General features: G+C 55.2%; 12 protein-coding genes. 10 read left to right on the top strand and 2 right to left on the bottom strand.

What is annotated here, in order from left to right:
- Positions 1-29: 29 nt before the first annotated feature.
- The gene (locus BMZ14_RS04470) at positions 30-2396 is read left to right on the top strand and encodes a Tex family protein (protein ID WP_074795067.1); all 2367 of its coding nucleotides are present in this window, start codon (positions 30-32) and stop codon (positions 2394-2396) included.
- A gap of 110 nt (positions 2397-2506) precedes the next feature.
- On the opposite strand, the gene BMZ14_RS04465 is transcribed toward BMZ14_RS04470, so the two are convergent.
- Positions 2507-3700, bottom strand: coding sequence for a tetratricopeptide repeat-containing protein (locus tag BMZ14_RS04465; RefSeq protein WP_074795065.1), 1194 nt, complete (start codon positions 3698-3700; stop codon positions 2507-2509).
- A 6-nt stretch (positions 3701-3706) separates the two neighbouring features.
- Positions 3707-3964 carry a hypothetical protein gene (locus tag BMZ14_RS04460; RefSeq protein ID WP_074795063.1) on the bottom strand — a complete coding sequence of 86 codons (258 nt, stop codon included), beginning with the start codon at positions 3962-3964 and terminating at the stop codon, positions 3707-3709.
- Between the two features lie 657 nt (positions 3965-4621).
- Between BMZ14_RS04460 and BMZ14_RS04455 the strand changes: the two genes are divergently transcribed.
- From BMZ14_RS04455 to BMZ14_RS04415, 9 genes are read left to right on the top strand one after another with little or no spacing between them, the layout of a single operon-like run.
- Complete coding sequence (locus tag BMZ14_RS04455) at positions 4622-5509, top strand: universal stress protein (RefSeq protein WP_074795061.1); 888 nt, start codon at positions 4622-4624, stop codon at positions 5507-5509.
- A gap of 31 nt (positions 5510-5540) precedes the next feature.
- Positions 5541-6023: a Na+/H+ antiporter subunit E gene (locus BMZ14_RS04450; RefSeq protein WP_074795059.1), complete on the top strand. Its 483-nt coding sequence runs from the start codon at positions 5541-5543 to the stop codon at positions 6021-6023.
- The gene (locus tag BMZ14_RS04445; RefSeq protein WP_074795057.1) at positions 6020-6301 is read left to right on the top strand and encodes an MrpF/PhaF family protein; all 282 of its coding nucleotides are present in this window, start codon (positions 6020-6022) and stop codon (positions 6299-6301) included. The genes BMZ14_RS04450 and BMZ14_RS04445 overlap by 4 nt, the downstream gene beginning before the upstream one ends.
- Positions 6288-6602, top strand: coding sequence for a monovalent cation/H(+) antiporter subunit G (gene mnhG, locus BMZ14_RS04440; RefSeq protein WP_074795055.1), 315 nt, complete (start codon positions 6288-6290; stop codon positions 6600-6602). The genes BMZ14_RS04445 and mnhG overlap by 14 nt, the downstream gene beginning before the upstream one ends.
- Complete coding sequence (locus tag BMZ14_RS04435) at positions 6599-6856, top strand: Na(+)/H(+) antiporter subunit B (protein ID WP_074795053.1); 258 nt, start codon at positions 6599-6601, stop codon at positions 6854-6856. Before mnhG ends, BMZ14_RS04435 begins: the two co-directional genes overlap by 4 nt.
- Positions 6823-7557 carry an MnhB domain-containing protein gene (locus BMZ14_RS04430; protein WP_143071880.1) on the top strand — a complete coding sequence of 245 codons (735 nt, stop codon included), beginning with the start codon at positions 6823-6825 and terminating at the stop codon, positions 7555-7557. Before BMZ14_RS04435 ends, BMZ14_RS04430 begins: the two co-directional genes overlap by 34 nt.
- A complete protein-coding gene (locus BMZ14_RS04425; protein ID WP_074795049.1) occupies positions 7554-7880 on the top strand; it encodes an NADH-quinone oxidoreductase subunit K in 327 nt (108 codons plus the stop codon). Before BMZ14_RS04430 ends, BMZ14_RS04425 begins: the two co-directional genes overlap by 4 nt.
- Positions 7873-9315, top strand: a complete 1443-nt coding sequence (locus BMZ14_RS04420; protein WP_074795047.1) for a complex I subunit 5 family protein — start codon at positions 7873-7875, stop codon at positions 9313-9315. Before BMZ14_RS04425 ends, BMZ14_RS04420 begins: the two co-directional genes overlap by 8 nt.
- Positions 9312-10814 carry a complex I subunit 5 family protein gene (locus tag BMZ14_RS04415; RefSeq protein ID WP_074795046.1) on the top strand — a complete coding sequence of 501 codons (1503 nt, stop codon included), beginning with the start codon at positions 9312-9314 and terminating at the stop codon, positions 10812-10814. Before BMZ14_RS04420 ends, BMZ14_RS04415 begins: the two co-directional genes overlap by 4 nt.
- Positions 10815-10945 lie beyond the last annotated feature (131 nt).

Genomic DNA, 10945 nt, shown 5'->3' with positions numbered 1-10945 from the left:
TTATTTTAAGAATACTATTACGATCTCTTATGCTGCCATCAATCGAACAACGCCTTTCCCTTGAGCTTGCCGCCAAATCCTCACAGGTTGCAGCCGCTATCACCTTGCTTGATGAAGGCGCGACCGTGCCGTTCATCTCCCGTTACCGGAAGGAGGCGACCGGCGGGTTGGACGACATTCAACTGCGCCTGCTGGAAGAACGACTGCGCTATCTGCGCGAATTGGAGGATCGGCGCGCCGTGATTATCGCGTCAATCGAAGAGCAGGGCAAAATGACACCGGCCCTGATGGCTTCGCTTTCGAATGCAGAAGATAAGGTGCGGCTGGAAGACCTGTATCTGCCTTTCAAGAAAAAGCGCCGCACCAAGGCGCAAATTGCGGTGGAGGCGGGGCTGCAGCCGCTGGCGGATTCGCTGCTGCAGAATCCCCTGCTAAACCCCGAGGACGAGGCCGGCAAATACCTGAAGCCCGCGTTTACCACCGATCAGGGTAATAACCCCGGTGTGGAAGATGTCCAGGCCGCGCTGGATGGTGCGCGTCAAATCCTGATGGAACGTTTTGCGGAAGATGCGACATTATTGCAGTGGCTGCGCGAATATGTGCTGGCGCACGGCGTGGTCGAGTCAAAAATCGCCAATGGTAAAGAGCCCGGCAAAGAAGAGGCCGGCGCGAAGTTTGCGGATTATTTCGACTATTCGGAAACGATCAGCACCATCCCTTCCCACCGTGCCCTGGCGATGTTCCGCGGCAGACGGGAGGAAATCCTGAGTGTCGGCCTGCGCCTGGATTCAGAAGCGGAAAAGGCGAAATGGGACGCGCCGCACAACCCCTGCGAAGCGCGTATAGCTGCACACTTCGGTATCCGGAATCAGGACCGTCCAGCTGACGCATGGCTGAGCGATACTGTGCGCTGGACCTGGCGCGTTAAAAGTTTCGTTCATCTGGAAACCGAGTTGATGAGCGCTCTGCGCAAGCGCGCCGAAACCGAGGCCATCGACGTATTTGCCCGCAACCTGAAAGCGCTGCTATTAGCCGCCCCCGCCGGGCCGCGAGTCACGATCGGCCTCGACCCCGGCTTGCGCACTGGCGTGAAGGTGGCGGTGGTGGACGCGACGGGCAAGGTCATGGAAACCGCCGTTATTTATCCGCATCAGCCAAAGAATGACTGGGATGGATCGCTTCATGTTCTGGAAAAGCTCGCTGAAAAATATAAGGTGTCGCTGATTTCCATCGGCAACGGCACCGCGTCGCGGGAAACCGACAAGCTGGCAAAAGACTTGATCAAGCTGCGCCCCGAGCTCAAGCTGACTTCGGTCGTGGTGTCGGAAGCGGGCGCATCGGTCTACTCCGCTTCCGAGTTCGCCTCGCGAGAACTGCCCGGCATGGATGTGTCCCTGCGCGGTGCGGTTTCCATTGCTCGCCGCTTGCAGGATCCACTGGCGGAACTGGTAAAGGTCGATCCAAAATCCATCGGTGTCGGCCAATATCAGCACGACGTTGGGCAAACCCATTTGGCGCGCTCGCTCGACGCGGTAGTCGAGGACTGCGTCAATGCTGTGGGAGTGGATGTGAACACGGCCTCGCAGCTTCTACTGGAGCGGGTTTCGGGACTCAACAGTACGGTTGCGCAAAGCATCGTCGCCTATCGCGACATGAAGGGCATGTTCACCTCACGCGCATCTTTGCGCGATGTTCCGCGTCTCGGGGAAAAGACCTTTGAGCAAGCGGCAGGCTTCCTGCGCATCATGCATGGCGATAATCCGCTTGATGCCTCGGCAGTGCATCCCGAATCGTATCCGCTCGTTCAGAAAATCCTTGCCGATTTGAAGCAGGACATCAAGACCGTCATCGGTAACAACAAATTATTGCATTCGCTGAATCCATCAAAGTATGCGGATGAAAAGTACGGCATACCGACAATCACTGACATCTTGAGCGAACTCGAAAAGCCGGGCCGCGACCCGCGCCCGGAATTCACCACCGCAGTATTCAAAGAGGGTGTGAACGAGATCAAGGATCTGCGTGCGGATATGATACTGGAAGGCGTGGTGACCAACGTCGCCGCGTTCGGCGCATTCGTCGATATCGGCGTGCATCAGGATGGGCTGGTGCACATTTCCTCCCTTGCAGACAGATTCGTGAAAGACCCCCATTCTGTCGTCAAGGTTGGGCAGGTCGTAAAGGTCAAGGTGATGGAGATTGATGAAAAGCGTAAACGGATCGCGCTGACCATGAGGCTGACGGATGCCGTGGGGCAACGGTCCCAACGCGAGAACAAACCTGAACAACGTGTTGGCCGGAAGGATGATTTACCCCGGCCTGAACAGCAACAGCAAAAACCGGAACCAAAGCCCGCTAATGCAATGGCTGCGGCTTTTGCGAGATTGAAGGGCTAGCTCACATGCCTGTTTCTTGAGGCTAAGCGGCGCGGTGGGAAAGTGAATTCACCATTAATTTGTAAAACATGGCAGTTCCGAGCGCTTTGTCAGGGGGGCAAGGACTGAGTCTACTCGGCTATGCTTGAGAAGCCCGCTACCCGTCGACCTGTACCGACAACGATATCGGACTGACCGGTGGCACGGTGCAACTTTGCTAGGTTATCCAGGCTTAGCTTTGCGTTGGGGTGGTCTGCGCTGCCAGATGTCTCGAAGATGGCCAGTGCGCGCTTGTAGAGCGGCTCGGCCTCTGCGTACTGCCCTTGGGTATGGTGGAAGAATGCGAGGTTGCTCAGGCTTGTTGCCATGCTGAGACGATGGGAACCCCCGGCTTTTCCGAAGACTGCAACTGAGCGCTGATAGAACGGCTGGGCCTCGGCGTGCTTGCCCTGCGCGCGATAGAGTTCTGCGAGACGGCTCAGGTCATGGCCTACATCGGGATGGTCGAGACCGAGCAGTTTCTCATGGATAGTCAGCGCGCGGTTGTAGAGGGGCACGGCCAGTGCATATTGACCTTGTGCGTAATAGAGTTCGGCCAGGTAGCTCAAGTCCTGGGCCACGCCAGGATGACTTGAGCCGAGCGATTTTTCCCGAATTGCCAGTACGCGCTTGTACAGCTGCTCCGCTTGCGCATATCGGCTTTCCATTTGATAGATCAATCCCAGGTTGTGAAGGCCCGTGGCCATGCCGGGATGCTCGACGCCAAGCACTTTTTCCCGTATCGCCACTGAGTGCTCGTAGAGGGGTTTTGCTGCCCTGTAGTCGCCCTGAACACAATAGAGTTCTGCGAGGTTGTTCATGGTTTGTGCCATATCCGGATGGTCAGGTCGGAGAGACTTCTCCCGTATGGCCAGTGCACGTTTGTAGAGTGGCTCTGCCTCTGCGAACCGATTCTGGGCCCGGTACAGTTCAGCATGGCCATTAAGGCTCATAGCCACGAGGGAATGGCGGGGGCCGAAGAATTTCTCCCTGATTGCCAGCGCGCGTTTGTAGAACGGTTCCGCCTCGGCATATTTGCTGTGGCCTCGGTAGAGCTCCGCGAGGTTATTCAAGCTCGTCGCAGTATCGGGATGGTTAGCGCCATATTCTTTTTCCGCTACTGCGATAGACTTCTTGACAGCAGCCACTGCCCTTTCATAGTCGCCTTTCTTGTAAAGTGATATTGCTTCTTCACTAATGGTCCGCCACTTCGTCTCATGCGAAAGAGCAGGTTGTGCAATGCCGAGCACGAGAGATAAAAAGAGGGCGCGCATAAATGTCTTCATGGATTTTTAGACCCGGCTCTGGCTGGCTAATAAAGAATGAATCCCAGCTGCCATGTTCTCCATCCCAACAGAGACATACTCTGAAACATCTGAATTCAACCACTCGATGCGGGCGGATTCCAGTTCTTTTTCGAATGCCTCCGGAAACGCTTTCCGTTCATATGGTGATGAAGCTTTAACCAGACAGGCAAGCAAAGCCAGTAATGCGAGATTCTCGCCCTTTAGTTCACATATTTTCACGGTGGCTTCTTGCAAATCTTTCATTTGAGATTCCTGTGTGATTGAAGGGAGTGCGCATATCACAGCTTATCACGTTGGTACCCTTGCTTTCTTTAGCTGAGTGGATTTGTAAAAATCATCGGGTCGAATCATGTATCTGAACAATGAATGAAGAAATGGTTCGTCACGGATATTGATGATATTCAGCGCAATGATCAGGGCAAGGCCAAAGTGAATTGGGATCTTTACGGTTTCGCGGAGCAGCGCGCGCCGGTGTAGGGGACCGCAAGGATTTGTGGAAATAGGCAATACGACCAATAATTACAACCCAATTCACCTATAAATCCGCTATCTCTTCCTGAGATAAGCATACGCACCGCCAAGAGCAATTTGAGTTCGAGTATATGACGATCCAAGGAGCAATTCGCGGCGTGAGGTCAGATAGTCCTTCTTCTCAGACCGTGCAGCATCGGGTAAAGCGTTCATTTAGTTTGATGCAAAATTACCTCCGCTTGAAACATCAATACTTCCATGCTATGAAGCTGAGTAAGCATCAATAAAAAGTGCAGTTGCAGTTAGCTTAACTTCCGATGGGCGGGTAGTTAATCAAGTAGTCAACGCCGCGAGAGCCGATACTTTTCAGGCTGTCCCAAACACAGCAGCCATATATTGCTGCGGGATTGGTAATAACGGAGGCTTCGCATGCATTCAATGAAGAGAATAATGGTTGCTACCGACATGTCCTTGCTTGCTCGCCGCGCGGAAGCTCGCGCCGCCATGATGGTACGCGAACTGAACTGTGAACCGCTGGATGTGCTACATATAGAGGATCCTTCAGCATTTGAATCTCTGCATAACATAACTCACTCTTATGAGGAATCAACGGGTAAGAAAATTGCGGAAACTGCACGTACTCTTCATGAGCATTACGGTATAGCGGTTACTACAACGACAGTGGATGTTGGACGCGTTCATACTGCGATCGTCCGCCATGCCAAATTTATAGAAGCGAGGTTGGTTGTGCTGGGCGCTCACGGAGGAAGCTTCATACGAAAAATGTTCGTCGGTTCGACTGTAGATAAGGTACTGCGCCTGCTGGATCGCCCTGTGCTGATTGTGAAGCAGGAACCTCAGTCATCTTATCAGCAGGTGTTGGTCGCAGTGGATTTCTCCGAGTCTTCCAGACGCGGGATAAAGATCGCGATGCAGATTGCTCCGCATGCAAAGTTAACGGTTTTGCACGCGTTCGAGGCTCCCCTTGAAGCAAAGATGCGCTTTGACAAGGTAAGCGAAGATACGATTCTCGCGTACCGTGCGCAGTTGAGAGCACAAAAGGATCAGAAACTAAGAGAATTTGTTTCTGAATGGCAAGGCTTGGATGGGTCTCTAATCATAGAGTTCGGCCCTCCCGCAACCATGATTGCGGCAAGAGCAGCATCACTAGGAGCGGATCTCGTTGTTACCGGCAAGCACGGGCAATCTGCGTGGGAAGATATGCTGCTGGGAAGTGTTACAAGGCAGGTGATCCAGGAAGCGGGTTGCGACATACTGGTGGTGGAGCAGGTGGAGCCCACCCCCGCAGACGGCTAATTCGCAGAGAATGGCGCGGAGAATTTGACACATGATCCTTGGAGCCATCCTTTGGCGCAGTGTGTTGCTTGCAATGCTATGGTGCATACTCGCGGAAGGTAATGTCGGCAGTTGGGGTGTAGGCGCGATCAGCACCGCCTTGGCCTTAGCAGCGAGTCTCGCCGTACTGCCGGTGGGAGCCATACGGTTTTCTCCGCTCGGCCTAGTCTTCTTCCTGATTTATTTCATCAGCAAATCCTTTCGCGCGGGGGTGCGCGTAGCGCTGCTGGCAGTGCAGCCGCGTCTTGATATTCATCCGGGTATAGAGACAGTGAGCCTGCGCCTGCCCAATGGTGTAGGGCGGGTGATCCTGATAAATACAATAAATCTGCTACCGGGTACTCTCGTTCTAGGCTTGAACGCAAGCACTTTGCAGCTGCACGTCCTGGATATGCGCAGTTCAATCGAAGGGGAAATCCGTATTGCTGAAAAGCGTATAGCCAAAATGCTGGGTCTAAGTCTGGATCAATCATGAGCGAGTTAGCGTTGATCTTGGCGATTTTTCTCCTTGCCAATCTTCTGGTTGCCCTGTTGAGAGTGACGCGTCGCCCCACCCCCGCCGACCGCATGCTGGCAGCCCTGCTTTTTGGCACCACCGGCGTGGCGTTGCTGTTGCTGCTCGCCTATGCGGAAGATGCGCCGGTTCTGGTGGATATCGCGCTGACATTGGCATTGCTTGGCGCGGTTATCGGCGTGGCCTTCGTTCAGCGAGGCTGGAACCAAGAACGGGAAGAAGAAAATGGACGTTCCTGAACTGTTGAGCAATATTCTTTTCCTGATCGGATCGGTCTTCTTTTTAGCTGGCACCATCGGCTTGCTACGCTTCCCTGATGTCTATACACGATTGCATGCCTTGGCCAAGGTCGACAATCTGGGCCTGGGTTTTACCGTGCTGGGCCTGTTGATTCAGGCGCCCGGTGTGCTCCCGGCTTTGAAACTCATACTAATTTGGCTGTTGGCACTGCTCGCTAGTGCGACGGCAAACTTTCTCATAGCTCAGCGCGCATTTAATCGAGGTATTGTCCCGTGGGATGCGTCGGAGTCCGAAAAATGAGCGTTCTGGCGCTCGATCTGCTTCTGGTGACGGCGCTGCTTTGGAGCGGGTTACAGTCACTCGTTTCTAGAAACCTGTTTCGAAGCATTGTACTTTTTATCGTTTTTGGCCTGTTCATGGCTCTCGCCTGGGTGCGGCTCGACGCTCCTGACCTCGCCCTGACGGAGACGATCATAGGTGCCGGCATCACAGGGGCGCTTCTGCTCAACGGAGTCGGTCAGTGGCACGCAAAGCAGCGGAACAAATTGAAATGAGGCAACTGGCCGTCACATTCATCATTATTCTCTGCATTGCCTTCGGACTGCTTTTATTCCTGGTGATGCTGGACCTGCCGGCGCCTCATGTTCATCTGGCGGTACAGGTGAACGAAAAACTTGCTGAAAGCGGAGTAATCCATCCAGTGACAGCAGTGCTGCTGAATTTCCGGGGATATGACACGTTGCTGGAAGTGGTCGTGCTGTTCGTGGCCCTGACCGCCATGCTGACTCAGGCGAAAGGGCGAAATTTGCAGCACATAACCACAAAGCCCTGTTCTGTTCCAATGCAGATTGAGGTTCTGCAATGGCTGACGCGTGTGGTCGTCCCGCTGGCAATCATGGTCGCGGGGTATCTGTTATGGGCGGGAGCATATCGGGCGGGTGGCGCTTTTCAGGCCGCCGCTGTGCTGGCAGCAGCAAGCGTGTTGCTCAGACTGGCCAGCATGCTTCACACGACCGGCCTACCGGGACCTGCATCGCGGATAGGGTTGCTGGCCGGTCTGCTATTCTTCTTCGCCGTGGCGGCAGCGGGGACGATAACAAGGCAACAAGGCAGTTTGCTGCAGTATCCGGACGACTGGGCAGGACTTCTAATTCTGTTTATTGAAGCTGGACTCACTTTTTCGCTCGGGCTTATCCTTGCGAGAACGTTCCTGACACTTGCCGATGACGATGATACCCGCGGGACCGAAAGATGAGCACGGCACTCCTGTTCCCTCTGACAGGTGCCGCACTGTTCGTGATGGGTGTGGCCGGGTTACTCCTTCAGCCCCATCTGCTGCGCAAAATAATTGCGTTCAATATCATGGGTAGTGGCATCTTTCTGATACTGGTGGGTCTGGGTCAGCGTGGAGGTTCCCCCGACCCCGTATCTCAGGCCATGGTTCTCACCGGCATCGTCGTGTCTGTCGCTGCTACCGGGCTGGCGCTGGCGCTGGCGCGGCGCCTGCTTGATCTCACGGGTAAAATGCAGTTACCTGTACCTGGGGAGGATGCTGCCCGGGACGGACCGGATGCCTGATGTCATACCCTGGCTAATCCTGGTCCCGCTTGTCTGGGCATCCCTGGCTTTTCTGAGGGGTCCTGGACGCGGCGGGCGGCTTGCCTTAGCAGGCCTTGCAGTTCAAACGGGCCTGGCGGTAAAGCTTGCCATGCAGATTAGCATCAGCGGGGTACAAAGCCATGCCGTAGGCGGCTGGGGCGCACCCCTTGGTATCGATCTGTATGCGGATGGGCTGAGCGCCATCCTGCTCCTGCTTACTCAGGTGGTCGTGCTGTTGCTCGTCGTTTATGCCCGAGCCTATTTCATTGCTCACCCCGAAGGTGTCAGCTATTTCTGGCCTCTGACAGGCTATCTGCTTGCGGCCATGAACGCCCTGTTCCTGTCCGCCGATATCTTCAACATCTACGTTACGCTGGAACTGCTGGGCCTGACGGCGGTGGGACTGGTAGCAGCAAGAGGTGGCACGGAGTCAGTCGGGGCAGCCATGCGTTACCTCTTGGCCGGCCTGATGGGCTCCGGATTGTTCCTGCTGGGTGTGGCGTTGGTGTACGGCACCTATGGCACCGTGTCCATAGCTGTGCTTGCGCCCCTCATCGAAGCCGAAGCGCCATCCGCCGTATTCGTTGCTGTGGGAGCGATGCTCGTGGGCCTGCTGCTCAAAACGGCCCTGTTCCCATTTCATTTCTGGCTGCCCCCAGCGCATGGCGAAGCGCCTGCACCGGTTTCGGCTTTGCTCTCCGCCCTGGTCGTCAAGGCCTCGTTTTATCTCATCCTGCGCCTGTGGCTGCAGCCGTTCGCACCGCTCGTGACGACGGCTGCAGCACAACTGCTGGGCTTATTGGGCATGGCGGCCATACTTTGGGGTTCCGCCATGGCGTTGAGTCAGACGCGGCTAAAGATGCTGATAGCTTATTCTACGGTGGCCCAGATCGGGTATCTCTTTCTGTTGTTTCCCCTTGTTACCGTCACCAGCCAGGAAGCGGCCGAAAGTGCCTTGCAGGGCGGTGTGATGCAGGTGGTGACACACGCTCTGGCGAAGGCGGCCATGTTTGCTGCAGCAGGCACGGTGATTCTGTCTCTGGGACGAGATGACATCGGCGGCCTGGGAGGCGTAGCCAGTCGTCTTCCGGTGAGCATATTCGCTTTCGCCCTCGGTGGCATCACGCTTGCGGGTCTCCCTCCCTCGGGTGGGTTTATTGCCAAGTGGCTGCTGATCGACGGTGCCCTAAACAGCGGGCAGTGGGGCTGGGTTGTCGTAATGATCTCAGGCGGACTCCTGAGCGCGGCTTACGTTTGCCGTGTGCTGCGCCGGGCTTTCTTACCCATGGAGGCAGGGGCGCGATTCAATTCGCCGGCACGAGCGCTGGAGTGGTCCGCTTTCACGCTCGCGCTGATGAGCCTGCTGCTGGGGGTGCGATCTGCCGAGGTGCTAATCCTGCTGGGGATCCGATGAACCTCAATGAAGCCCTGCCGCTGCTCGTGCTTGGAAGTTCGCTTGTACCGGGACTGATCATATTTTTTCTGGCGGAAACACGTTTCCGCCTGCGCACGGCATTGAACCTCGCAGGCGCGATAATCAAGCTGTTGCTCATCGGTTACATGATATGGGGGGTGATGGATAATCAGAGCTATCATTTCCGTCACACTGTTCTGCCCGGACTGGATCTGGCGCTTAAAGCAGACGCACTGGCGATACTGTTCGTGAGCCTGTCAGGAGCGCTTTGGCTACTGACTACACTTTATGCCATCGGCTATCTGGAGGACTCACCCCACCGCAGCCGGTTTTTTGGTTTTTTCAGTCTCTGTGTGACCGCTACCGTGGGTATAGCCATGGCAGCCAATCTATTCACGTTCTTTTTCTTCTACGAGTTGCTGACGCTGTCCACCTATCCGCTGATCGTTCACCGCGGCACTGATGTCGCCATCCGTGGCGGAAACACATATCTGGCCTACACACTCACGGGCAGCGCAGTCCTGCTTACAGGTGTGGTCTGGCTCTACGATCTGCTGGGACAGGTCGATTTCACCTATGGGGGCACTGTTGCCTCGCTGGGATCCGAATACGACGGTCAACTTAAAATAATTTTTGTCTTGCTTATCGCCGGATTAGGCGTAAAGGCCGCCATTGTTCCCTTGCATGGCTGGCTTCCGCAGGCAATGGTAGCCCCAGCGCCTGTCTCTGCCCTTTTGCATGCGGTAGCCGTGGTGAAGGCGGGAGCGTTCGGCATCGTGCGGGTAGTGTACGAGGTTTATGGCGCGGAGTTTTCCGAATCGCTCGGTGTACTTCCTCCTCTTGCCGTAGCAGCTGCGGTGACGATCGTCTGGGGCTCATTGCGTGCTATCTGGCAGGATAATCTCAAACGTCGGCTGGCCTATTCCACGATCAGCCAGATCTCCTATATCATCCTCGGCACTGCCATGTTAGGCCTGATTAGTACGGTTGGCGGCGTAGTTCATCTCGTTCATCAGGGCATCATGAAAATCACCCTCTTTTTCTGTGCCGGCAATTACGCTGAAACTCTGGGCGTTCACAAGATAAGCGGGATGAATGGCGCCGGGAGGCGCATGCCGTTGACCTCGGCAGCTTTCAGTATTGCGGCATTAGGAATGATGGGGGCACCACTTACCGCAGGCTATGTTAGTAAATCTTATCTCAGCGAGGGCGCGCAACAGGCGAACATAATCTGGGCCGAATGGGTTCTAACCGCTTCAGGCGTGCTTAACGCAATCTACTTTTTGCCGATCCTCTACCGGCTTTGGTTCAAAAGCCAGCCGCCCGCCTGGCCTCGGAAGCATATCCAGGCACGAGGCGGAAAGGAAACCGCCTGGCTCCTGCTGATCCCTCCCCTCGTCACTGCTGCCGCGACTTTAGCAGCAGGGATATTTTCCGAATCGAACTGGAGCCCGCTCTTCTGGGTAAAGATTATTGCTGTGAGGGAGTATTCCCCTTGAACTTTCGCTTGGGTATCTTTTTGGCTAATTTAAGTCCTTCCGTGGAGAGAGGCACGGCCATAACTTGTTACACCTGCCTCAAGGATGCACAATACTTTTGCCAATAAAACACGATATTCGAGGATACGCAA

The organism is Nitrosospira briensis, assembly GCF_900115125.1.
GTDB classification, from domain to species: domain Bacteria; phylum Pseudomonadota; class Gammaproteobacteria; order Burkholderiales; family Nitrosomonadaceae; genus Nitrosospira; species Nitrosospira briensis_A.
This window is presented reverse-complemented; position numbering and strand designations above follow the sequence as displayed.

Coding starts and splice junctions, on each gene's coding strand:
- BMZ14_RS04470 (WP_074795067.1), top strand. CDS start 30: ATGCTGCCATCAATCGAACAACGCCTTTCCCTTGAGCTTGCCGCCAAA.
- BMZ14_RS04465 (WP_074795065.1), bottom strand. CDS start 3,700: ATGAAGACATTTATGCGCGCCCTCTTTTTATCTCTCGTGCTCGGCATT.
- BMZ14_RS04460 (WP_074795063.1), bottom strand. CDS start 3,964: ATGAAAGATTTGCAAGAAGCCACCGTGAAAATATGTGAACTAAAGGGC.
- BMZ14_RS04455 (WP_074795061.1), top strand. CDS start 4,622: ATGCATTCAATGAAGAGAATAATGGTTGCTACCGACATGTCCTTGCTT.
- BMZ14_RS04450 (WP_074795059.1), top strand. CDS start 5,541: ATGATCCTTGGAGCCATCCTTTGGCGCAGTGTGTTGCTTGCAATGCTA.
- BMZ14_RS04445 (WP_074795057.1), top strand. CDS start 6,020: ATGAGCGAGTTAGCGTTGATCTTGGCGATTTTTCTCCTTGCCAATCTT.
- mnhG (WP_074795055.1), top strand. CDS start 6,288: ATGGACGTTCCTGAACTGTTGAGCAATATTCTTTTCCTGATCGGATCG.
- BMZ14_RS04435 (WP_074795053.1), top strand. CDS start 6,599: ATGAGCGTTCTGGCGCTCGATCTGCTTCTGGTGACGGCGCTGCTTTGG.
- BMZ14_RS04425 (WP_074795049.1), top strand. CDS start 7,554: ATGAGCACGGCACTCCTGTTCCCTCTGACAGGTGCCGCACTGTTCGTG.
- BMZ14_RS04420 (WP_074795047.1), top strand. CDS start 7,873: ATGCCTGATGTCATACCCTGGCTAATCCTGGTCCCGCTTGTCTGGGCA.
- BMZ14_RS04415 (WP_074795046.1), top strand. CDS start 9,312: ATGAACCTCAATGAAGCCCTGCCGCTGCTCGTGCTTGGAAGTTCGCTT.